Below are 21253 nucleotides of genomic sequence, written 5' to 3'. Positions count from 1 at the left end.
GCAGATGCACCTACTCGGCGATCTGCAGCTTGCGCGCCTCGGTATACACGTAGCGCACCTTCTCGTACTCGAACGGCGAGTTCATCTGGCCGTAGCGAAAGCTGTTGCTGTAGCGCCGATCCACGGCCCGCAGTGCCCACAGCTCCGGATGGTTGCTGCTCACCTCGGACACATTGAGGAAGTTGATCTGGTTCTCGACGGCAAAGTCGAACACCAGGCCAGTGGTGTCACGCAGGTTGGACGGACCCAGAATCGGCAGCACCAGGTAGGCACCGTTGGGTACACCGTAGAAGCCCAGGGTCTGGCCAAAATCCTCGGACTGTTTCTGCAGGCCGAACCAGGTCGCCGGATCCCACAGCCCCGCCACACCTAGGGTGGTGTTCACCAACAGCCGTCCAGACGTGTCCAGAGCACGCTTGCCTTTGAACTGCAGCAGACTGTTGACCAGGCTCGGCACTTCCCCCAGGTTGCTGAAGAAGTTGCTCACGCCGGTGCGCAGGAACGACGGCGTGATATAGGTGTAGCCATTCACCACCGGCAGGAACACCCACTCGTCGAAGCGGTAGTTGAAGTGGTAGAGGCGTCGGTTCAGGTTTTCCAGCGGGTCGTACACGTTCAACGCCGTCAGGGTGGAGCGCTCGAACTCACGCTGATCCAGGCCCGGGTTGAACTTGAGTACCTGCAACGGTTGTTTGAAGCCGTCGCTGTCGACCTTCTGTACGGTGCTGTCGTCGGCCTGGGCAAAGCCTGCGCAGAGCAGCGTTGCCATCAACAGGAATTTTCTAGCCACGGAAGAACTCCAGCATAGCGTCGCTGTTGACGCGGTAATTGAGGTTGCCGCAATGGCCGCCATAAGGGTAAACGGTCAGGCGATCGCCAAAGGTCTTGCGCAGGAAGCCCAGGTCGCCAGGGCCCAGGATCACGTCGTCGGCATTGTGCATGACGCTGATCTTGGGGCTGTTCTGCAGGTAGTCCTTGATGCCATACAGGCTCACCTGATCCACCAGCTGCAGCAGGCTGCCGCCATCGGTGCGGGCGCGCCACATCGGAATCACCTGCTCGGTCAGGTAGCAGTCGAAGTCGCACTGCAGCGCCCGGCGCAGGAACGGCGTGAGACTGGTGCCTTCACTGATCGGATACTTGGGCGGCGTGATCAGCCCGCGGCGGTTGATCAGGTCGGACGTAAAGGCAATGTCGGCGGCCGAAAAGCGGAACGAGGTGCCGATCAACATGGCCATCTGTTCATTGGACAGGTGCTGCTTGGACTGCTGGAAATCGTAGAGCAGGGCATCGTTGAGGTCGATGTAGCCCTTCTGCTGGAAGTAGCGCGTCAGCTTGTTCAGGACCAGTTCATAGAACGTGGTGCTGTTGTTGATGCCCTTGACCTGGGTCTGCACCAGTTTGTCGAGGTTGGTGATCGACGTGTACAGATTGACCGGCGGGTTGAGCAGCAGCACTTTCTTGAAATTGAAACTGCGGCGCGTTTCATCCAGTTGGCTGACGAATGCCGCGTCCAGCGCACCAAGGCTGTAGCCGGTCAGATAGAACTCAGTGATCGGCAACTTGGGATGCTGTGCACGCACGGCCTGCATGACTCGATACAGGTCTTCGGCATCTTCGCGGGTCACGCCCGGTGTGGCGAAGCGCGAGGCAGCGCTGATGAAGTCGAAGCTGGTCGGCGAGGACAGCTGAACAACGTGGTAGCCGGCCTGGTAATACAGCTTCTTCAGGTATTCGTTGAGCGAGCTGCTATAGGGCGCGCCGGTGCCGGCGATGAGGAAGATCAGCGGCGCTGCGTGGTCCTGCTGGGCCAGGCGATAACGCAGTTTCTTCACCGCCCAGAAATTGTCCGGCAGGATGAACTCGCGCTCCGGGCGCAGGTTCAGGCTGTAGTCGGCCTGATCGATGTCTTCGTCCAGAGGCAGCTTGGGGCGCAACTCCGGCGGCGTCGACGCGATGGTGGCCTCGAACGGGTTGGTGAGCGGATAGCCATAGGTGGCGGGGTCGATATCCTTCGCCAACGCGGACGCACTCATGATGAGGCCGCCAAGCAGGGCAGCGAAGCGCAATGATCGGAGCATGACGGAGTCCCTAGAGGAGAATGCTGTGTTGACGTTCGAGGCTAGGACAAGCGCACTGGTGGCAAGTTGCCAAACCGCTGAACTTTTAACGCGACCACTCGTCCTGACCGGCCGCACGATACACCGAAATGGCCCCGCGATGCGCGGGTGCCGATTTCCCTGCCAGCCAGGGAACCGCTAGCGCCGTTGCTTGCGTCGGCGCCACTGGCGGCTCACCCACCAGCGCCAGTACAGCATGGTCAACAGGTAGGCCAGGGCACCCAGGACCACGCCTGTCACCACCGAGCCGAGCAGAAACGGCTGCCACAGCGTGGACATCTGGCTCATGACCCAGTCCCAGCTATAGGAATCGGGCAGTTGCCGGGGCGGCTGGCCCAACAGCCACGAGCCCACCTTGTACGTGCAATAGAATACCGGCGGCATGGTGATCGGGTTGGTCAGCCACACCAGGCTGACCGCGATCGGCATGTTGCCACGCACCACGATCGCCAGCGCCGCAGCCAGCAGCATCTGCAAGGGAATCGGCATGAAGGCGGCAAACAACCCGACCGCCATGGCCCGGGCCACCGAATGACGGTTCAGGTGCCAGAGGTTGGCGTCATGCAGGAGGCGACCCAGAAATCGCAGCGACTTGTGTTCGCGAATCGTCTCTGGGTCCGGCATGTAGCGCTTGAACAGGCGACGCGGCATAGCGGTCTCGCACATATCTGTCTGGATGTGTCCGGCAGTATGCACAAGTTCCCCGACGTCGGAGCTCAGACTTTGTGACATTTGATAAGGCGCGCCGCGCTGCGATTCCCCTTAGCCTTGGCCGGCGGTTTTTCCAGGGAGGAAGGTATGCGCACGGCGATGTTGGCGCTGGCGACCGGGATGGTGTGTCTGCGCGGGCTGCCAGCCTTGCCGTCGCTGGGCTGGTTGATGGGGATGGCGGCGGTTGCATCGCTATTGCTGATGTCGCGCCGCTGGCACTGCGGGCTGTTTTTGCTAGGGCTATGCTGGGCGTGTCTGCATGCCCACTGGGCGACGAACGATCAGTTGGCGCGGGCGCTCGACGGGCAGACCCTGTGGCTCGAAGGCGAAGTGGTCGGCTTGCCGGCGGTGAACGGCAGCACCGTGCGCTTCGAGCTGACGGATGCCTGGTCGCGCCGCGCGCAGTTGCCGTCACGGCTGCGTCTGGCCTGGTACGGCGGCCCACCGGTGGCCAGCGGCGAACGCTGGCGCCTGGCGGTGAAACTCAAACGCCCGCGTGCGTTGATCAACCCCGGCGGTTTCGACGCCCAGGCCTGGGCCCTGGCCAAGGGGTTCGGCGCCACGGGCAGCGTCAAGGCCGGCGAGCGGGTGCGTGCAGCCCGCCTGGCCTGGCGCGATGGACTGCGCCAGCGTCTGCTGGCGGTCGACAGCCAACAACAGGGCGGTACCCTGGCCGCGTTGCTGCTGGGTGACGGTTCCGCGGTCTCGCGCCAGCAGTGGGAAGTGCTCCAGGCCACCGGCACCGTGCATCTGTTGGTCATTTCCGGCCAGCATGTCGGCCTGCTGGCGGGGCTGGTGTATGGATTGGTGGCTTTGTTGGCCAAAGTCGGCCTGTGGCCGGCGCGGTGGCCGTGGTTGCCCTGCGCCTGCGCCTTGGCGTTCGCCGCCGCGGTGTCATACGGATTGCTGGCCGGCTTCCAGGTGCCGGTACGTCGCGCCTGCATCATGATCGGCCTGGTGCTGATGTGGCGGCTGCGCTTTCGCCACCTGGGCGTCTGGTGGCCGCTGCTGCTGGCGTTCACCCTGGTGTTGCTGGTCGACCCACTGGTGAGCCTGCAGCCCGGCTTCTGGCTATCGTTCACTGCCGTGGGGGTGTTGCTGCTGACGTTCTCAGGGCGCCTCGGGGGGTGGCGCTGGTGGCAGGCCTGGACCCGTGCGCAGTGCTGCGTGGCTGTCGGTCTGCTGCCGGTGATGGTGGCCCTGGCCCTGCCGGTCAGTGTCAGCGGGCCGCTGGTCAATCTGCTCGCCGTACCCTGGATCAGCCTTGTGGTACTGCCTGTGGCCATGGCCGGGGCTGTGCTGCTGCCAGTGCCCTGGATCGGCGAAAGCCTGTTGTGGCTGGCCGGGGGCGCATTGCGCGGCCTGTTTCAATGGCTGACCTGGACCGCCGAATGGAGTCCTCCCTGGTTGCCTCCCGGCGTGTCGCCAGAAGTGTGGCTGGTGCTCGCGATCGGCATCCTGCTGCTGTTGCTGCCAGCGGGCGTGCCGTTGCGCTGGCTGGGCGTGCCGATGCTCGGGCTGCTGCTGTTCGGCCCGCGTCAGGCGCCGCCCGTGGGCCAGGCCGATATCTGGGTGCTGGACGTTGGCCAGGGCCTGGCTGTGCTGGTACGCACCGCCCACCACCAATTGCTCTATGACACCGGTCCTGGGCTGGGCGAAGTCGATGCCGGCACCAGTGTCGTCGTGCCCAGCCTGGTCGCGCTGGGCGTACGGCGCCTGGATGCGATGATCATCAGTCATGCCCACCTCGATCACTCTGGCGGTGCAGGCTCCGTGCGGCGACGCCTGCCAGTCACCCAGACGTTGGCCGGAGAACCCGGCGCACTGCCGGCCGCATGGCAGGCGCAGCCCTGCAAGCCGGGTCGTAGTTGGGAATGGGATGAGGTCAGGTTCGTGCTGTGGCGCTGGCCGTCGGCGGTACCCGGCAATCCCGCTTCCTGCGTGCTCTGGGTCGAAGCCAACGGCGAACGGCTGTTGCTCGCAGGCGACATCGACGCGTCGGCCGAAAGGGCCCTGCTCGCCAGTGGTCTGGCGCCTCAGGCGCATTGGTTGCAGGCGCCGCATCATGGCAGCAAGACCTCATCGAGCAAGCCGTTCCTTGAAGCGGTGCAGCCTCACGCCGCGCTGATATCGCGTGGACACGACAACACCTTTGGTCATCCACACGCCGACGTACTGGCGCGTTACCAAGCCTTGGGCATCACTCCTCACGACACAGCCGAGGCGGGCGCATTGCGCGTCCAATTGGGGACCTATGGTCCCGTGCAGCGGCAGCGCGACCAGCGACGTCTCTGGCGTGACGCGGCCATCGCGCCGTGAGCTTTCCAGCGGTCATCACGCACTTCGACCCGCCGCACCCCTATGGTAGAGTGGCGAACTTTTTCGAGGGGATCGCACCTGTGTGGGAATTGGTTAAGTCTGGCGGCTGGATGATGTTGCCAATCATAGTGAGCTCCATCGTTGCGCTGGCCATCATCGCCGAGCGCTTGTGGACCTTGCGTGCCAGCCGCGTCTCGCCCGCCCATCTGGTCGGCCAGGTCTGGCGCTGGAAGAAAGACAAGCAGTTGAGCAAGGAAAAGCTCAAGGAGCTGCGCGCCGACTCGCCCCTCGGTGAAATTCTCGCCGCTGGCCTGGCCAACTCGCGCCACGGCCGCGAAATCATGAAGGAAAGCATCGAGGAAGCCGCCAGCCGCGTCATCCACGAGCTGGAACGCTATATCAGCACCCTGGGCACCATTGCTGCGATGGCCCCACTGCTCGGCCTGCTGGGCACGGTGATCGGCATGATCGAGATCTTCGGCTCGTTCACCGGCGGCGCCGTGAGCGGCAATCCCAGCGTCATGGCTGGCGGTATCTCCAAGGCGCTGGTTACCACCGCGTCCGGCCTGATCGTCGCGATCCCGGCGCTGTTCTTCCATCGCCTGCTGCAGCGCCGCATCGATGAGTTGGTAGTGGGCATGGAACAGGAAGCCATCAAGCTGGTGGAAGTCGTGCAGGGTGATCGCGAGGTCGACCTGGCCGAGGAAAAAGCGTGAAGTTTCGTCGTCGCAGTCGGGAGAACATCGAGCTCAACCTGATCTCGCTGATAGACGTCGTCTTCGTGCTGCTGCTGTTCTTCGTGATCACCACTACGTTCACTCGCGAGACCCAGTTGCGTGTCGAGCTTCCCGAAGCGGTGAATGGCGCGCCGGAGCAGGCCAGCGACCTCAAGCGCATCGACATCGCCATCAGCGCCGAGGGCGTCTACGCGGTCAACAATCAGCTGCTGCCCAAGAGCGACCTGCCGACCCTGATCGAGGCCCTGCGCACCGCATCGGCGGGTGACAGCACGTTGCCCCTGTCGATCAGTGCCGATGGCAAGACGCCCCATCAGGCAGTGATCAGTGCCATGGATGCTGCCGGCAAGCTCGGCTTCAGCCAGATCAGCATGATCACTGTCGAGGCGCAGGCAAATCCCTGATGAGCCTCGCCGACCGCTTGTCCGCCGCCTGGTACACCGGCCATCGTGCGCTGTGGCTGTTGCGTCCGCTGGAATGCCTGTACCGCCACGTTGTGCTGCGCAAGCGGCGGCGCTTCGAGGCCGGGCAGGGCGAGATCTACCGAGCACCGGTACCGGTGCTGGTGGTCGGCAACATTACCGTCGGTGGCACCGGCAAGACACCGATGATCCTCTGGCTGATCGAGCATTGCCGCGCCCGCGGCCTGCGCGTCGGCGTGGTCAGTCGCGGCTACGGCGCCCAGCCGCCGAGCCTGCCGTGGCGGGTCAGCGCCGATCAGGACGCAGCCCAGGCGGGCGATGAACCGCTGCTGATCGTGCAGCGCAGTGGCGTACCGCTGGTGATCGACCCCGATCGGGGCCGCGCTGTGCGTGCGCTGCTCGATGCCGAACCCGTGGACCTCGTCCTCAGTGACGATGGTCTGCAGCATTACCGCCTGGCTCGTGACATCGAACTGGTCCTGATCGACGCCGCGCGCGGACTGGGCAATGGCCGCTGCCTGCCTGCAGGCCCGTTGCGCGAACCCGCCGAACGCCTGCAGACGGTGGATGCCGTGCTGTGCAACGGTGCCGCCGACGATTCCCCGCAAGGCTACGGCCTGACCCTGCAAGCCCAGGCGCTGATCAACGTGCGCAGCGGCGAACGCCGACCCTTGAGCCATTTCCCCCCCGGACAGGCCCTTCACGCCGTGGCCGGGATCGGCAATCCGCAACGTTTCTTCGACACCCTGCAGGCGCTACACTGGCAGCCTGTCGCGCACCCTTTCGCCGACCATGCCCGGTTCACGCCTCAGGCCCTGAGTTTCGAGCCGCCGCTGCCGGTGGTCATGACCGAGAAGGATGCTGTGAAGTGCCGCGAGTTCGCCGCCGCGGATTGGTGGTACCTGGCCGTCGACGCCCAGCCCTCGCCACGCTTCATCGGTTGGCTCGACCAGCGCCTGACCGGCCTTTTGCCCTGATTCTCTTGCCTTGAAGGATTTTCCATGGACACCAAACTGCTCGACATTCTCGCCTGCCCGATCACCAAGGGTCCGCTCAAGCTCAGCGCCGACAAGACCGAACTGATCAGCAAGGGCGCAGGCCTGGCGTATCCCATTCGCGACGGCATTCCGGTGATGCTGGAAACCGAAGCCCGCACCCTCACCGACGACGAGCGCCTGGATAAATGAGCACGGCCTTCACTGTCGTGATCCCCGCCCGCTACCAGTCGACGCGCCTGCCGGGCAAGCCGCTGCAGATGATCGCTGGCAAGCCGATGATCCAGCATGTCTGGGAGCAGGCCTGCAAGAGCACCGCTGCGCGGGTGGTGGTCGCCACCGACGACGGTCGTATCGAGTCCGCCTGCCGTGCCTTCGGCGCCGAAGTGGTGATGACCCGTCCTGACCACGAGTCCGGCACCGACCGCCTGGCCGAGGTCTGCCAGGCGCTGGGCCTGGATGCCGACGCGATCGTAGTCAATGTGCAGGGCGACGAGCCGTTGATTCCACCGGTGGTGATCGACCAGGTGGCGGCCAATCTCGCCGCCAGTCGCGAGGCCGCCATGGCGACCTTGGCCGAGCCGATCGTAGACGTGGAGGCACTGTTCAACCCCAACGTGGTCAAGGTCGTCACGGACCTTAACGGCCTGGCGCTGACTTTCAGTCGCGCACCGCTGCCCTGGGCGCGCGATGACTTCGCCAACGATCGCGACGTCCTGCCAGCCCAGGTGCCCTATCGTCGTCACATCGGCATCTATGCCTACCGTGCCGGCTTCCTGCAGGATTTCGTGCAGTGGGGCCCTTGCTGGCTGGAAAGCACCGAGCGCCTGGAGCAGCTGCGCGCGCTCTGGCACGGTGTGCGCATCCATGTCGCCGACGCCGTCCAGGCGCCACCCGCCGGTGTCGACACCGCCGAAGATCTTGAGCGCGTGCGGCGCCTGCTGGCGTCATGAGCCTGGACATCCGCGCCAACCAGTCGCTCAAGCCCTACAACACGTTCGGCATCGACGTTCGAGCGGCGTTCTTCGTCTCCGTGCACAGCGATGGCGAACTCGAGCAGGCACTGGCGTGGGCGGCGACGAGGAATCTGCGCGTGCTGGTCATCGGTGGCGGCAGCAACCTGCTGCTGACCACTGACCTGAGCGAGCTGCTGGTGGTGCGCATGGACAGCCGTGGTGTCCGTGTGCTCGAAGAAAATGGCGATCAGGTATTGCTGGAAGCCGAAGCCGGCGAGCCGTGGCATCCTTTCGTGTTGCAGACGCTCGAGCTGGGTCTGGCGGGGCTGGAAAACCTCAGCCTGATCCCCGGCACCGTGGGCGCGGCACCGATGCAGAACATCGGGGCCTACGGTGTCGAGATCAAGGACGTGTTCGCCGGCCTGACCGCGCTGGACCGGGACACGCTGCAGGTCCGCGACTTCAGTGTCACCGACTGCGCCTTCGGCTATCGCGACAGCGTGTTCAAGCGCCAGCCCGGACGCTGGGTGATCCTGCGTGTGCGTTTCAAGCTGTCGCGCTCGGCGCCGGTGCATCTGGACTACGGCCCTGTGCGTCAACGATTGGCCGACCAGGGTATCCAGCACCCCACGCCCAAGGACGTCAGTGCCGCCATCTGCAGCATTCGTCGCGAAAAGCTTCCCGATCCTGCCGAACTGGGCAACGCCGGCAGCTTCTTCAAGAATCCGGTAGTGACCGCGCCGGTGCTGGACGCCATTCGCCGCGAGCATCCCGATGCAGTGGCCTATCCCCAGGCCGATGGGCTCTTCAAGCTGGCGGCCGGCTGGTTGATCGAGCGCGCAGGCTGGAAAGGCTATCGCGACGGCGACGCTGGCGTGCACCGCTTGCAGTCGCTGGTGCTGGTCAACTACGGCGGCGCCTCAGGCAAGCAGCTGTATGCGCTGGCTCAGCGGATCCAGGACGATATCCAGTCGCGCTTTGGCGTAGCGCTGGAAATGGAACCCAACCTGTATTGATCGCGACGCCATTCCATCTGCAGTGCGCCATGTGATCACCGGAGCTCAACGACATGTCAGCCATCATTGCACCTTGCGCCCTGATCCTCGCTGCGGGAGAGGGTCGGCGTTTTCAGGAAGCGGCAGGGCAGGGCAGCGATAAACTGCTCGCTCGGTGTCGAGGGTTGGATGGTATCGAGCGCAGTGTCATTCAGCAGGTGCTGCGCAATCTCGGCGAGGCAGTCGAGCGTCGTGTGCTGGTCACCCGTACGCACAAGACACAAGTGATAGAGGTCGCCCAGGCTTACGGCTGCGAAGTGGTGCTTCTCGACTCCGCAGGCATGGGCGACAGCCTGCGCACCGGCGTCGAAGCCAGTGCCAACGCCGATGGCTGGTTGGTGTGCCTGGGCGACATGCCGTTCGTGACTGCTGGCACCTTCGCCAAGGTGCGCCGGTCCATGGCGCTGGAGCGCATCAGCATCGCCCATGGCCCGCGAGGGCAGGGGCACCCGGTGGGCTTTGGCCGCGCTTTCCGCGAACAGCTGCTGGTGTTGCGTGGCGATCAAGGTGCACGACGACTGTTTGCCGAAGAACACCTGCATCGTGTGGCGTGTGATGACCTGGGTATCTACCGCGATGTGGATCGGCCTGACGACCTGATTGAATAATCAGCGGTCGGGCAAAACGCAGGCAACAAAAAAGGCCACTTTTTCAAGTGGCCTTTTTCGTTGTTTGGTTGCGGGAGCCGGATTTGAACCGACGACCTTCGGGTTATGAGCCCGACGAGCTACCAGACTGCTCCATCCCGCGTCTGTGTGGGCTATTCTACAGCGCAGCGCGCGCTTGTCAAACCCTGATTTCAAGAAAACTCTTTTCCATCAATCGCTTAGCTTTGCCAGTGGCCGGAAGAGGCAGGCGGGGCGGGGCTTTCAGCGGTATTTCCGATATTTTTTCGATGAGCCGAAACAGCACCGTCAGGCTTTGGTGATGGCGCTTGGCGCTGCGAGTGGGATAATACCGTGGTATGTGTACGATCCATTACCCGCCCGGTACCCCGCCCAGACCATGACGCAGCGCAAGATCATCCATGTCGACTGTGACTGCTTCTACGCCGCCATCGAAATGCGTGACGACCCGCGGCTGGCCGGCAAGCCTCTGGCCGTCGGTGGCTCTGCGGAGCGTCGCGGCGTGATCGCCACCTGCAACTACGAGGCGCGCGCCTATGGCGTGCGCTCGGCCATGAGTTCACGTCATGCAGTCAAACTCTGTCCCGACCTGACCATCGTCAAGCCCCGCATGGATGCCTATAAAGAAGCATCGCGGGAGATTCAGGGCATCTTTCGCGAGTACACCGACCTGATCGAGCCGCTGTCACTGGACGAGGCTTACCTCGACGTCTCCGACTGCCCGCATTTTTCCGGCAGCGCCACGCGTATCGCTCAGGACATTCGGCGCAAGGTTTCCAAGCGTCTGCACATCACCGTTTCGGCCGGCGTGGCGCCGAACAAGTTTCTGGCCAAGATTGCCAGCGACTGGCGCAAGCCCGATGGGCTGTTCGTCATCACCCCGCCACAGGTCGAGGACTTCGTTGCAGCCTTGCCGGTTACCAAGCTGCACGGCGTGGGCAAGGTCACTGCGGACAAACTGGCGCGCCTGGGCATCGACAGCTGCCTGGAGTTGCGTGAGTGGAGCAAATTGGCGCTGGTGCGCGAATTCGGCAGCTTCGGCGAGCGCCTCTACAGCCTGGCCCGCGGTATCGACGATCGTGTGGTGCAGAACGATAGCCGGCGGCAGTCCATCAGCGTGGAAAACACGTATGAGGCAGACCTGCCGGACTTGGCCAGCTGCCTTGGCAAGCTTCCGGAGCTGATGCAGACCCTGGCCGAACGTATCGGGCGGATCGACAGCAGCTATCGCCCCGGCAAGCCGTTCGTCAAAGTGAAGTTCCACGATTTCACCCAGACCACCCTGGAGCAGGCCGGGGCGGGCAGGGACCTGGAAAGCTACCAGCAGCTATTGGGTCAGGCGTTCGCCCGAGGTGGCAAGCCGGTGCGGCTGTTGGGCATCGGCGTGCGTCTGCTGGACCTGCGTGGCGCTCACGAGCAGCTGGAGCTGTTCAGCGAGCGCTGATCGGCGGGCTCAGGTTCCAGGATCGGCAACCAGTCGCCCGGTTTCCCTGCGCAGCGACTTGAGGAAATCCTGCTGCAATTCAGGATCGTTGCGGGTCAATTCGATCAGGCTCTGTTCCAGCTCACTGGCTTCATCTTCCAGACCCAGTTCAGCCAGTCGCTTGACCCGAAACACCCACTGACCGACCTCGTCGCCTTCCAGGTCATCGAAAATCAGCCTGTGCGCTTCGGCAAGCTTGCCGCGCAGATCCGGGCTGACCGGCAGCAGGGCGCTGGCGCGGGTCTGGCTGTCCTCGTCCACCACGCTCAGCTGCAAGCGCGTGACACGGGTCAGATCCTGTTCGGCGAACGGGCTGTCAAGCAGATTGATGCGCAACACGCCGTTGGCATCGGTCTCCAGGTCGAAGGTCTTGCGACCGGTGCCGACCTGAACGGGCCGCTCGCTCCAGGGCGTGCTGTTGTGCTCCACGCGCTTGTCGGTCTGCACCTCGTCGATGCTGGCCAGGTTCTGCTCGGCGCGGCCGTTGGATTGCACGTTCATGAACGGATTGAGACCGGCAAATCCATAGCTGACCCAATCCTTGGTAACGCTATCGGGCAGACTGCCGAATGTCGCCACGTTCATCACATTGGCGCCCACGCCCGCCACCACGGCAACCGCGCCCAGCGGGATCTCGTAGACCTCGCGCCAGGGTTGGTAGGGGGTGTAGCGATCGTAGTGACGGGTGGTCTCGAACGCCGTGACTTCGAAGTCCTTGAGTTCGCGAATGCGCACGCGGCGTTGCGGTGTCTGCAGGACCTCGGGCTTGCCCAGGTCGATCTGCAGGCTGTGTTCGAGCAGCTTGCGCTCGATCCGCTCCTCGTGTTCGTTGCGTTGCGACATCTGGTTGGCACAGCCACTGACCAGCAGGGTGCTGCACAGGGCAGCACCCCCGAGGGCCATGGTAGTTCGCTTGAACATGGTTTCTCGAGTCTGTCAGCGGCGCACGCGAGCCTGGATGAAAGACAGGACTTCGTCGACAGGCAAAGCCTGGGCTGCGTCCTCGGTACGGCTCTTGTATTCCAGGTTGCCTTCGGCCAGGCCGCGGTCGCTGATGACGATCCGGTGAGGAATGCCGATCAGCTCCATGTCGGCGAACTTGATGCCGGGGCTGGTCTTCTTGTCGCGGTCGTCCAGCAGCACTTCGAAACCCGCTTCGGTCAGTTGCGCGTACAACCGATCGGTGGCCTCGCGGACCTGTTCGGTTTCGTAGCGCAGCGGTACCAGTGCCACCTGGAAGGGCGCCAGGGTGTCGCTCCAGATGATGCCCCCGGCATCGTTGTTCTGCTCGATGGCCGCTGCGACCACGCGCGATACGCCAATCCCGTAGCAGCCCATGGCCAGAGTCACCGGCTTGCCGTTCTCGCCCAGTACCTGGCACTTCATGGCTTCGCTGTACTTGGTGCCCAGCTGGAAGATATGACCTACCTCGATACCACGTTTGATGGTCAGGGTGCCCTGGCCATCCGGGCTGGCGTCGCCGTCAACCACGTTGCGCAGATCGGCCACCTCAGGCAGCGGGAGATCACGTTCCCAGTTGACGCCGAAGTAATGCTTGTCGTCGATGTTGGCGCCTACGCCGAAATCGCTCATGAAGGCGACGGAGCGATCGATGATGCACGGCAGCGGCAGGTTCAGCGGGCCCAGGGAACCTGCACCTGCACCGATGGCCGAACGCAGTTCGGCTTCGCTGGCCATGACCAGCGGGCTGGCGACCTGAGGCTGATTGGCCGCCTTGATCTCGTTCAGCTCATGATCCCCACGGATGACCAAGGCAATCAACTTGCCTTCTTCGGCGGCATGGACCACCAGCGTCTTGACGGTTTTCTCGATCGGCAGGCCGAAGTTTTCCACCAGTTGCGCGATGGTCTTGGCATTGGGCGTGTCGACCAGGCGCAGTTCCTCCTGCGCAGCACCACGCTCGGTCTCGCGTGGAATCGCTTCGGCCTTCTCGATGTTGGCCGCATAGTCGGACGTATCGCTGAACACGATGTCGTCTTCGCCAGACTCTGCCAGCACATGGAACTCGTGGGAGCCGGCGCCGCCGATAGAGCCGTTGTCGGCTTCCACAGCGCGGAACTTCAGGCCCAGGCGAGTGAAGATGTTGCTGTAGGCCTGGTGCATGCGGTCGTAGGTGACCTGCAGCGACGGTTGGTCGGCATGGAAGGAGTAAGCATCTTTCATGATGAATTCGCGGCCACGCATCAGGCCGAAGCGCGGACGGATCTCGTCACGGAATTTGGTCTGGATCTGGTACAGATTGATGGGCAGCTGTTTGTAGCTGTTCAGCTCGTTGCGCATCAGGTCGGTGATGACTTCTTCGTGGGTGGGGCCTGCACAGAACTCACGGTCGTGGCGGTCCTTCAGGCGCAGCAGTTCAGGGCCGTACTGCTCCCAGCGACCCGATTCCTGCCACAGTTCTGCCGGCTGGATACCCGGCATCAGCACCTCGAGGGCACCGGCGGCGTCCATTTCCTCGCGCACAATCCGCTCAACCTTGCGCATCACCCGAAGACCCATCGGCAGCCACGTGTACAGGCCCGAGGCGAGCTTGCGGATCATGCCAGCACGCAGCATCAGCTGGTGGCTGATCACGACGGCATCGGAAGGGGTTTCTTTCTGTGTGGCGAGCAGATATTGACTGGTGCGCATGGTTGACCGTTGTCTTGGCGAAATTTTATCGAGGCCTGGCATTGTACGGGCGTGATTGGACGACGTACAGGCATAGGGCCGCGCTTTGCGGAGCATGGGAACCCAGACGCAGAAAAGCCCGGCGGGGCCGGGCTTTTCAAGGGTGCAGCTATCCGCAGGAATTACATGATGCTGAGCGGATACTCGACGATGAAGCGCAGATCGTTGTTCGACGGACCGTAGTCGGCGTCGTAGGCATTGTTGGCGCGGTACACGGCGCTACGCAGGCGAAAGGACATGTCCTTGATCGGGCCCTGCTGAACCACGTACTTGGTCTCGAAGTCCCACTCGTGCTCTTTGCCTTCTTCGCCGTTGCTGGCTTCGATGTTGTCGCCAGTGATGTAGCGAGTCATGAAGCTCAGGCCCGGTACGCCGTAGGTAGCCATGTTGAGGTCATAGCGAACCTGCCACGACTTCTCTTCGGCGCCGACGAAGTCGGAGTACTGTACGGAGTTGTTCAGGAACACGGTGCCACCACCGTCCACGCCATAGGCGTAACCGGTGTCACCGGAGCTGCGCTGGTAGCCCAGGGTGAACTTGTGCGCGCCCAGGCTATAGGCAACCGCGGTGCTCCAGATCTTGTTGTCGACGTCGCCGCCCAGGTCTTCGCCCTGGCTTTTGGTGCGATAGGCGTTGAAGTCGAAGTTCAGCGACTGCAGATCGTCGATCGGCAGGGTGTAGTTCAGGTTGACGTACTGACGCTTCCAGTAGTCTTCCACGTCGGACGCTGCAACCGTACCGGTGAAGTTCTTGGTGAAGGCGTAGGTGGCGCCGGCGATGTCGGCGGACTTCAGGCCCAGAGAGTCGCGACCCATGCCGGTCTGTGCGCTCATCGAGGTGAAGCGGCCGATGTTCAGGGTCAGGTCCTGAATTTCGTTGCTGGTGATCGAGGTGCCGGTGGCGACTTCAGGCAACAGACGACCGTCATCGGTCGCGAAGACCGGGCTGGCGACGATCTGTTGGCCGTATTTGAGCACGGTATTGGAGAAGCGGAACTTGACGGCCGCGCCACCCTTGGTCTGGCTGTGCTCCAGGTTGCCTTCGTCATCGGCTGCGAACAGGCCGTTGCTGCGGCGACCGGTACCGCCGTCCAGACGTACCGAACCAAAGCCCATTGCATCCACACCTGCACCGATGGTGCCCTGGGTGAAGCCCGACTCGTAGAACATCTGGGCGCCAAGACCGGTGTCTTCGCGATAGCCCTTGTCGCTGCCAGCGGTAGGGTTGCCCGCGCCGTGCTTGTAGTCACGGTTCATGTACAGGGCGCGCAGCTTGAGGTTCAGGGTGCTGTCTTCCACGAAACCCTTGGAATCGTCCTGGGCGGACGCCAAAGCCAACTGCGAGGTGCCGGCTGTTACAGCCAGTGCGATCATGCTCCACTTCATCACGCGCATCGTGATTTGCTCCTTTGGTTTTAAGAAGAGTAACCACTGCCTCACCTGTTTTTTTATCTGAGGCAGTTCTTTCTTTTTATGACGGCGCGGAACGTATACCACGCCAGCCATGTTGGCGATACTTTCAAGTTCGCGCTTGCAACTGCACTTCGCTTGCTCGTGTGCACTAACGCTGTTTCATCCGTGTTGCCTTTACGCACTGCCGTGGATTGAACCGTTGACACTGCCAAGTTGCGAATGCACGAACACACTCTGCGACGGTTTACTCTTTGTCCACGGTTATCGTCTTCCCACGTCCCCGCCGGACCTTGCGATGGTGAATGCAACAAGCGTGCACAAACGTGCCAGCAGTTCACATATTTTTCACTTTTCTTCCTTCGCCTTGGCGAAGCCCACGGGATTCCTGCCTGTCGAGCCATTGCCTGTTTTTTCGGTCACCGTGTCGTGAGTGCGATCGCCTCCCATTTCGCTGCGCAAACGTTACCGAAGGGTGACATGAGTGGGTAGATTCCGAAGTCTCCGTGCACCGACAGCGCTCCCGGTGGATCTTTTTGGTGCGAAAAGTGACGTCGTGAATCGGAAGGCTAGCCCAGCTCGTGAAATTGGGAATGTGGTGCTGGCCCAAAGAAGTACCGCTGGTCAGGTAGTTACGTGTAGTACTGAATGGAATGCGTGAGGTCCTGACAGCGCGTGTCGTTCGAGGTCCGACAAGGCGAGCGATCCTGGGGCGAGGGGCACCAGCACTGTGCCCCGTTCCGGGCATACTGACGGACTTGCGTAGCGCAGTTGATCAGCTGGATGCGCGACGACCTCGAACAAAGCCGACCGGGCACGGTATCCTTGGTGCCCGATGATTCGTGGCCACGGCCCGGTCCCCCATCCCGCTTTCTGGAGAACGCCCGTGTTCAGCCTGGATGCCCGACTTGCCCAAGACACTCATGTCCTGGGTGACTTCCCACTGTGTCGTCTGCTGCTCAGCAATGATGCCAACTATCCCTGGTTCATTCTGGTGCCACGTCGTCCCGATATCAGCGAAGTCTTCCAGTTGGACGAGGCGGACCATCAAATGCTGTGGAATGAAACCCATGCCTTGGCGAAATTGCTTCACCAAGGCTATGACGCCGATAAGATCAATATTGCCACCCTGGGCAATGTAGTCAGCCAGTTGCACATGCATGTAATCGTCCGGTATCGCGCCGATGTCGCATGGCCTGCGCCGGTCTGGGGCAAGTTGCCAGCCGTACCCTATACCGCTGAGCAGCTGGCGTCGGTTCGTGAAAAGCTGGCCAGCCTGCTGGGCGACGAATTCGTTTTCGCGGAGGGCAGGGCATGAGCTTGGAAGATCGCGTGATGGAGCTGGAGACCCGCCTGGCGTTCCAGGATGACACCTTGTCCTCGCTCAGCGACGAACTGATCTTGCAGCAGCGGGCCATCGAGCGCCTGCAGATGCAGCTCGCAGCCTTGCTCAAGCGTCAGGAAGAGATGGTTGGCCAGTTCGAGACGGCCACTCAGGAAGCGCCGCCGCCTCATTATTGAGGTCTTTTTCGAGGCAATAAAAAACGCGGGCAAAGCCCGCGTTTTTTATTGCCTGCTGGATTCAGCGACGTGGCGATGCCGCGATCACGTCTTCGGCCTGCAGCCCCTTGTCACGGTTCATCACCGAAAACTCGACGCGCTGGCCTTCGACCAATACGCGATGACCTTCGCCACGAATGGCACGAAAATGCACAAAGATGTCGTCGCCCGAGTCACGCGAAATGAAGCCGAAGCCCTTGGACGTGTTGAACCACTTCACGGTGCCCGTATCGCGGTTGGTCATGTCGTACTGCACGGCGCTGGGCGCCGGAGACGCACGATAGAAGCTGATCGACAGGTGCGCCAGGCACGCGAGCAGCGCGCACAGCAGACCCGGCAGAATGCCGATGGCCGGCAGCGGTACCAGCAATGTCAGGGTCTGGGTGATCACCGAGGCGACCAGCAATACACTGACCAGGTTTTGCAACAGATGACGTGGGCCCCTGTTCCAGCGCGGTATCACTGGAGCCAAAAGCAGATTGAGCAGACCGAACAGCGCCAGATAGATTGCGTCGGGTTGTTGCAGATAAGGCGCTACATCGGCCCGCAGGCTTGGTATGAAGGACAGCAGCACGGCCGCTGCGCCCGTCAGAAGGTGGACGATTTTCAACATTTGATTGGCTCACTCTAAGATCAGGCATCAGGAAGAGCTGATACCGCACCACGCACAGCGTTGGGATGAAAAGAATTGCCGGGCATCTGCAGGGATCAGCCTATGCGCCGCGGCTTGATGAATCGCCGGGCGACACGCCGCCTATTTAACAGCAAACCCGGATCCTTCTCAAATCGACCGCAGCGCCGTCCACCGCCGTCGGGCGGATAGTCGGCGCAACACACGCAAGGCAAAGGCTGCGCGGGTCGATGGGTCTTGGTAAAGTGGGCATCCACCAGTGGGGTGTATATTCATCGTCTACAAGGACATTACATGGCAATCGATATCGGCATCAGCGAAGAAGATCGCAAATCGATCGTGGACGGCTTGTCCCGTCTGCTCTCCGACACCTACGTGCTTTACCTCAAGACCCACAACTTCCACTGGAACGTCACCGGCCCGGCTTTCCGTACCCTCCATCTGATGTTCGAAGAGCAGTACACCGAGCTGGCGCTGGCAGTGGACTCCATTGCCGAGCGTATTCGTGCCCTGGGCTTCCCGGCACCGGGCGCCTATTCGGTGTATGCCCGTCTGTCTTCGATCAAGGAAGAAGAGGGGGTGCCTTCGGCTCAGGACATGATCAAGCAACTGGTCGAAGGCCAGGAAGCCGTCACCCGCACTGCCCGTGGCATCTTCCCGCTGCTGGACAAGGTCAGTGACGAGCCGACGGCCGACTTGCTGACCCAGCGCATGCAAGTGCATGAGAAGACTGCCTGGATGCTGCGTTCGCTGCTCGAAGGCTGATTCTTTTCGACGCGGCGGCACCCCGCGTGAGCAGGGGACCCGCCGTGCCGATCCAGGCCTTCGCGGCTGGTCGAAGCACGGTTCACTCCTACACAACGACGCCGCTCTTCGCACGACTGCAACTCTTTATTCCTCTGTCGGCATCGCGCCTCGATACGCTTCCATAGATCCGTCAGCACATCTCCAGGGTTGGAGGTGGCGATCATCAAGGAGGCACGGATCCATGGAAGGAAACATCATCACCCGAGCACGACAGCTCGACCGGTCGAGCAGGCTTGCCGTCGATCCCTACGCAGAAAACTTCGACATGGGCATGGCTCGACCCGTCTCCCGCTCGGTTCGCCTGAACGGGTTCGCCACCTGCCTGCGTCTGGAACGGATCTACTGGGAGATCCTCGAACGCATCGCCCTGGCCAATGAGTGCACCGTGAACGCACTGCTTTCCTATGTCGACCGCGAAGTCCACCTGCGCCATGGCGGCGTGAAGAATTTCAGCGGGCTGGTGCGCGTGGTCTGTGTCACTCACCTGATGGGGCGCGATCGTGCGTCGTCTGTTACCTTGGACGGCTGCGCGGCGCCGATTAACCGGATATAATCCCGCGTTTCACCCTGGCGCCGCTCGCGCCGCGGTTATTTGGTTGCCGAGACACTACCCATGCCGATGTACGACTATCAATGTGCTTCCTGTGGTCACCAGATGGAAGTCATTCAAAAGATCAGCGCCGAGCCTTTGACCGATTGCCCTGCCTGCCAGGCGCCGGAATTGAAGAAGATGCTTTCCATGCCAGGTTTCCGCCTGAGCGGTACCGGCTGGTACGAGACCGACTTCAAGACCGGCAACAAGAAGAATCTGGCGGGTGGCGACAAGGCCGAGTGAGTTGTCAGGCTCCCGCCCGCTCCTGCACGATGTCCAGGGTGCCGCGTGTCCAGCTACACGCCGTCATCGAATCATGAATTACGAGAAGTGAAACCACTACTATGATGCGCAGCCACTATTGCGGCCAACTGAACGAGACCCTGGAAGGTCAGGAAATAACCCTGTGCGGCTGGGTCCATCGCCGTCGCGACCATGGCGGGGTGATCTTCCTCGACATTCGGGACCGTGAAGGTATGGCCCAGGTGGTCTTCGACCCCGATCGCGCCGACAGCTTCGCCGCCGCTGATCGCGTGCGCAGCGAGTACGTGGTCAAGGTCACTGGCAAGGTCCGCGCGCGCCCGGCCGGTGCGGTCAACCCGAACATGGCGTCCGGTGCCATCGAAGTCCTGGGTTACGAGCTCGAAGTGTTGAACGAAGCGGAAACCCCGCCGTTCCCGCTCAACGAATACTCCGACGTTGGCGAGGAAACCCGCCTGCGCTACCGCTTCATCGACCTGCGCCGTCCCGAGATGGCCGAGAAGCTGCGCCTGCGCTCGCGCATCACCACCAGCATCCGTCGCTACCTCGACGAGAACGGCTTCCTCGATGTCGAAACGCCGATCCTGACCCGGGCCACACCCGAGGGCGCGCGTGACTACCTGGTTCCCAGCCGTACCCACCCCGGCAGTTTCTTCGCCCTGCCGCAGTCGCCCCAGCTGTTCAAGCAGTTGCTGATGGTGGCCGGTTTCGACCGTTACTACCAGATCGCCAAATGCTTCCGCGACGAAGACCTGCGTGCCGATCGTCAGCCTGAGTTCACCCAGATCGACATCGAGACCAGCTTCCTCAACGAGAAGGAAATCATCGGCCTCACCGAAACCATGGTGCGCCAGCTGTTCAAGGAAGTGCTGGACGTCGAATTCGGCGAGTTCCCGCACATGACCTTCGAAGAAGCCATGCGCCGCTACGGTTCGGACAAGCCGGACCTGCGCAACCCCATGGAACTGGTCGACGTTGCCGACCAGCTCAAGGACGTCGAATTCAAGGTCTTCAGCGGTCCGGCCAACGATGCCAAGTGCCGCGTTGCCGCACTGCGCGTTCCAGGCGGGGCGAGCATGCCGCGCAAGCAGATCGACGACTACACCAAGTTCGTTGGCATCTACGGCGCCAAGGGCCTGGCCTACATCAAGGTCAACGAGCGCGCCAAGGGCGTCGAAGGCCTGCAGTCGCCGATCGTCAAGAACATCCCGGAAGCCAACCTCAACGTGATCCTGGATCGCGTCGGTGCGGTCGATGGCGACATCGTGTTCTTCGGTGCCGACAAGGCCAAGATCGTCAGCGAGGCATTGGGCGCGCTGCGCATCAAGCTGGGTAACGATCTTAACCTGCTGACCTGCGAATGGGCGCCGATGTGGGTCGTCGACTTCCCGATGTTCGAGGAGAACGAAGACGGCAGCTTCAGCGCGCTGCACCACCCGTTCACCGCCCCCAAGTGCACCCCGGCCGAGCTGGAGGCCAACCCGGCTACAGCGCTGTCGCGTGCCTACGACATGGTGCTCAACGGCACCGAGTTGGGCGGCGGTTCGATCCGTATCCACCGCAAGGACATGCAGCAGGCTGTGTTCCGTCTGCTCGGCATCGAAGCGGCGGAACAGGAAGAGAAGTTCGGCTTCCTGCTCGATGCCCTGAAATACGGCGCGCCACCACACGGCGGCCTGGCCTTCGGCCTGGATCGCCTGGTCATGCTGATGACTGGCGCGCAGTCGATTCGTGAAGTCATTGCGTTCCCGAAAACACAAAGTGCCGCCGATGTCATGACCCAGGCACCTGGTGTCGTCGATGCCAAGGCACTGCGTGAGCTGCACATTCGTCTGCGCGAACAGCCCAAGGCTGAGTGACGGCTGACAGGGCGCATCT

22 protein-coding genes and 1 tRNA gene are annotated in these 21253 nt (G+C 62.3%); 15 read left to right on the top strand and 8 right to left on the bottom strand.

What is annotated here, in order from left to right; translation table 11 throughout:
• Positions 1 to 10: 10 nt before the first annotated feature.
• The 3 genes from QMX89_RS09445 to QMX89_RS09435 all read right to left on the bottom strand — a co-directional run bounded on the left by QMX89_RS09445 (position 11) and on the right by QMX89_RS09435 (position 2771).
• A complete protein-coding gene (locus tag QMX89_RS09445) occupies positions 11 to 790 on the bottom strand; it encodes a VacJ family lipoprotein (protein WP_282347926.1) in 780 nt (259 codons plus the stop codon).
• Positions 783 to 2081, bottom strand: coding sequence for a serine/threonine protein kinase (locus QMX89_RS09440; RefSeq protein WP_049861537.1), 1299 nt, complete (start codon positions 2079 to 2081; stop codon positions 783 to 785). The genes QMX89_RS09445 and QMX89_RS09440 overlap by 8 nt, the downstream gene beginning before the upstream one ends.
• A 177-nt stretch (positions 2082 to 2258) precedes the next feature.
• Entirely contained in the window at positions 2259 to 2771 is a 513-nt protein-coding gene (locus QMX89_RS09435) for a DUF2062 domain-containing protein (RefSeq protein ID WP_122741577.1), read from the bottom strand.
• Between the two features lie 147 nt (positions 2772 to 2918).
• Between QMX89_RS09435 and QMX89_RS09430 the strand changes: the two genes are divergently transcribed.
• From QMX89_RS09430 to QMX89_RS09395, 8 genes are all read left to right on the top strand, one after another.
• The gene (locus QMX89_RS09430) at positions 2919 to 5150 is read left to right on the top strand and encodes a DNA internalization-related competence protein ComEC/Rec2 (RefSeq protein WP_282347921.1); all 2232 of its coding nucleotides are present in this window, start codon (positions 2919 to 2921) and stop codon (positions 5148 to 5150) included.
• A gap of 80 nt (positions 5151 to 5230) precedes the next feature.
• Complete coding sequence (locus QMX89_RS09425) at positions 5231 to 5866, top strand: MotA/TolQ/ExbB proton channel family protein (RefSeq protein WP_043193308.1); 636 nt, start codon at positions 5231 to 5233, stop codon at positions 5864 to 5866.
• On the top strand, positions 5863 to 6291 hold the full coding sequence (locus QMX89_RS09420) for a biopolymer transporter ExbD (protein ID WP_056843368.1): 429 nt from the start codon (positions 5863 to 5865) through the stop codon (positions 6289 to 6291). Before QMX89_RS09425 ends, QMX89_RS09420 begins: the two co-directional genes overlap by 4 nt.
• Positions 6291 to 7286 (top strand): tetraacyldisaccharide 4'-kinase, encoded by a 996-nt coding sequence (lpxK, locus tag QMX89_RS09415; protein WP_282347920.1) that lies wholly within the window; start codon positions 6291 to 6293, stop codon positions 7284 to 7286. Before QMX89_RS09420 ends, lpxK begins: the two co-directional genes overlap by 1 nt.
• Before the next feature lie 24 nt (positions 7287 to 7310).
• Positions 7311 to 7496 carry a Trm112 family protein gene (locus QMX89_RS09410; protein WP_049861532.1) on the top strand — a complete coding sequence of 62 codons (186 nt, stop codon included), beginning with the start codon at positions 7311 to 7313 and terminating at the stop codon, positions 7494 to 7496.
• Positions 7493 to 8257 (top strand): 3-deoxy-manno-octulosonate cytidylyltransferase, encoded by a 765-nt coding sequence (gene kdsB, locus QMX89_RS09405; protein WP_282347919.1) that lies wholly within the window; start codon positions 7493 to 7495, stop codon positions 8255 to 8257. Before QMX89_RS09410 ends, kdsB begins: the two co-directional genes overlap by 4 nt.
• Positions 8254 to 9276 carry a UDP-N-acetylmuramate dehydrogenase gene (gene murB / locus QMX89_RS09400; protein WP_282347917.1) on the top strand — a complete coding sequence of 341 codons (1023 nt, stop codon included), beginning with the start codon at positions 8254 to 8256 and terminating at the stop codon, positions 9274 to 9276. The genes kdsB and murB overlap by 4 nt, the downstream gene beginning before the upstream one ends.
• 53 nt (positions 9277 to 9329) lie before the next feature.
• The gene (locus tag QMX89_RS09395) at positions 9330 to 9923 is read left to right on the top strand and encodes a nucleotidyltransferase family protein (protein ID WP_282347916.1); all 594 of its coding nucleotides are present in this window, start codon (positions 9330 to 9332) and stop codon (positions 9921 to 9923) included.
• Between the two features lie 65 nt (positions 9924 to 9988).
• Here QMX89_RS09395 and QMX89_RS09390 read toward each other — a convergent pair.
• A tRNA-Met gene (locus QMX89_RS09390) sits at positions 9989 to 10065 on the bottom strand.
• Positions 10066 to 10320: 255 nt separating this feature from the next.
• Between QMX89_RS09390 and dinB the strand changes: the two genes are divergently transcribed.
• Entirely contained in the window at positions 10321 to 11385 is a 1065-nt protein-coding gene (gene dinB / locus QMX89_RS09385) for a DNA polymerase IV (RefSeq protein WP_049861528.1), read from the top strand.
• 9 nt (positions 11386 to 11394) lie between these two features.
• Here the strand turns inward: dinB and QMX89_RS09380 are convergent, their stop codons facing one another.
• The 3 genes from QMX89_RS09380 to QMX89_RS09370 form a co-directional block, all read right to left on the bottom strand.
• Positions 11395 to 12345, bottom strand: a complete 951-nt coding sequence (locus QMX89_RS09380; protein ID WP_282347914.1) for a hypothetical protein — start codon at positions 12343 to 12345, stop codon at positions 11395 to 11397.
• Positions 12346 to 12360: 15 nt separating this feature from the next.
• Positions 12361 to 14076 (bottom strand): proline--tRNA ligase, encoded by a 1716-nt coding sequence (locus tag QMX89_RS09375; protein ID WP_282347913.1) that lies wholly within the window; start codon positions 14074 to 14076, stop codon positions 12361 to 12363.
• 161 nt (positions 14077 to 14237) lie between these two features.
• Positions 14238 to 15509: an OprD family porin gene (locus QMX89_RS09370; protein WP_049861525.1), complete on the bottom strand. Its 1272-nt coding sequence runs from the start codon at positions 15507 to 15509 to the stop codon at positions 14238 to 14240.
• Positions 15510 to 16410: 901 nt separating this feature from the next.
• Here QMX89_RS09370 and QMX89_RS09365 point away from each other — a divergent pair.
• Together QMX89_RS09365 and QMX89_RS09360 are read left to right on the top strand one after the other, a co-directional pair.
• On the top strand, positions 16411 to 16842 hold the full coding sequence (locus QMX89_RS09365) for an HIT domain-containing protein (protein ID WP_282347912.1): 432 nt from the start codon (positions 16411 to 16413) through the stop codon (positions 16840 to 16842).
• On the top strand, positions 16839 to 17045 hold the full coding sequence (locus tag QMX89_RS09360; protein WP_049861523.1) for a SlyX family protein: 207 nt from the start codon (positions 16839 to 16841) through the stop codon (positions 17043 to 17045). Before QMX89_RS09365 ends, QMX89_RS09360 begins: the two co-directional genes overlap by 4 nt.
• Before the next feature lie 61 nt (positions 17046 to 17106).
• On the opposite strand, the gene QMX89_RS09355 is transcribed toward QMX89_RS09360, so the two are convergent.
• Positions 17107 to 17697 carry a cold-shock protein gene (locus tag QMX89_RS09355; RefSeq protein ID WP_282347911.1) on the bottom strand — a complete coding sequence of 197 codons (591 nt, stop codon included), beginning with the start codon at positions 17695 to 17697 and terminating at the stop codon, positions 17107 to 17109.
• A 312-nt stretch (positions 17698 to 18009) separates the two neighbouring features.
• Between QMX89_RS09355 and QMX89_RS09350 the strand changes: the two genes are divergently transcribed.
• The 4 genes from QMX89_RS09350 to aspS all read left to right on the top strand — a co-directional run bounded on the left by QMX89_RS09350 (position 18010) and on the right by aspS (position 21234).
• Entirely contained in the window at positions 18010 to 18480 is a 471-nt protein-coding gene (locus QMX89_RS09350; protein ID WP_090356750.1) for a Dps family protein, read from the top strand.
• Positions 18481 to 18703: 223 nt separating this feature from the next.
• Positions 18704 to 19075: a ribbon-helix-helix domain-containing protein gene (locus QMX89_RS09345; protein ID WP_056843361.1), complete on the top strand. Its 372-nt coding sequence runs from the start codon at positions 18704 to 18706 to the stop codon at positions 19073 to 19075.
• Positions 19076 to 19135: 60 nt separating this feature from the next.
• Positions 19136 to 19357 carry a zinc ribbon domain-containing protein gene (locus tag QMX89_RS09340; RefSeq protein WP_049861560.1) on the top strand — a complete coding sequence of 74 codons (222 nt, stop codon included), beginning with the start codon at positions 19136 to 19138 and terminating at the stop codon, positions 19355 to 19357.
• Positions 19358 to 19458: 101 nt separating this feature from the next.
• A complete protein-coding gene (gene aspS / locus QMX89_RS09335; protein WP_282347909.1) occupies positions 19459 to 21234 on the top strand; it encodes an aspartate--tRNA ligase in 1776 nt (591 codons plus the stop codon).
• Positions 21235 to 21253 lie beyond the last annotated feature (19 nt).

This window comes from Pseudomonas sp. PS01301, assembly GCF_029960215.1.
GTDB classification, from domain to species: domain Bacteria; phylum Pseudomonadota; class Gammaproteobacteria; order Pseudomonadales; family Pseudomonadaceae; genus Aquipseudomonas; species Aquipseudomonas coleopterorum.
The sequence above is the reverse complement of the archived record's forward strand: the minus strand, read 5'-3'. Positions and strand labels throughout refer to the sequence as shown.

Coding starts and splice junctions, on each gene's coding strand:
- murB (WP_282347917.1), top strand. CDS start 8,254: ATGAGCCTGGACATCCGCGCCAACCAGTCGCTCAAGCCCTACAACACG.
- QMX89_RS09435 (WP_122741577.1), bottom strand. CDS start 2,771: ATGCCGCGTCGCCTGTTCAAGCGCTACATGCCGGACCCAGAGACGATT.
- QMX89_RS09440 (WP_049861537.1), bottom strand. CDS start 2,081: ATGCTCCGATCATTGCGCTTCGCTGCCCTGCTTGGCGGCCTCATCATG.
- kdsB (WP_282347919.1), top strand. CDS start 7,493: ATGAGCACGGCCTTCACTGTCGTGATCCCCGCCCGCTACCAGTCGACG.
- aspS (WP_282347909.1), top strand. CDS start 19,459: ATGATGCGCAGCCACTATTGCGGCCAACTGAACGAGACCCTGGAAGGT.
- QMX89_RS09355 (WP_282347911.1), bottom strand. CDS start 17,697: ATGTTGAAAATCGTCCACCTTCTGACGGGCGCAGCGGCCGTGCTGCTG.
- QMX89_RS09350 (WP_090356750.1), top strand. CDS start 18,010: ATGGCAATCGATATCGGCATCAGCGAAGAAGATCGCAAATCGATCGTG.
- QMX89_RS09375 (WP_282347913.1), bottom strand. CDS start 14,076: ATGCGCACCAGTCAATATCTGCTCGCCACACAGAAAGAAACCCCTTCC.
- lpxK (WP_282347920.1), top strand. CDS start 6,291: ATGAGCCTCGCCGACCGCTTGTCCGCCGCCTGGTACACCGGCCATCGT.
- QMX89_RS09370 (WP_049861525.1), bottom strand. CDS start 15,509: ATGCGCGTGATGAAGTGGAGCATGATCGCACTGGCTGTAACAGCCGGC.
- QMX89_RS09395 (WP_282347916.1), top strand. CDS start 9,330: ATGTCAGCCATCATTGCACCTTGCGCCCTGATCCTCGCTGCGGGAGAG.
- QMX89_RS09380 (WP_282347914.1), bottom strand. CDS start 12,345: ATGTTCAAGCGAACTACCATGGCCCTCGGGGGTGCTGCCCTGTGCAGC.
- QMX89_RS09360 (WP_049861523.1), top strand. CDS start 16,839: ATGAGCTTGGAAGATCGCGTGATGGAGCTGGAGACCCGCCTGGCGTTC.
- QMX89_RS09410 (WP_049861532.1), top strand. CDS start 7,311: ATGGACACCAAACTGCTCGACATTCTCGCCTGCCCGATCACCAAGGGT.
- QMX89_RS09345 (WP_056843361.1), top strand. CDS start 18,704: ATGGAAGGAAACATCATCACCCGAGCACGACAGCTCGACCGGTCGAGC.
- QMX89_RS09430 (WP_282347921.1), top strand. CDS start 2,919: ATGCGCACGGCGATGTTGGCGCTGGCGACCGGGATGGTGTGTCTGCGC.
- QMX89_RS09340 (WP_049861560.1), top strand. CDS start 19,136: ATGCCGATGTACGACTATCAATGTGCTTCCTGTGGTCACCAGATGGAA.
- dinB (WP_049861528.1), top strand. CDS start 10,321: ATGACGCAGCGCAAGATCATCCATGTCGACTGTGACTGCTTCTACGCC.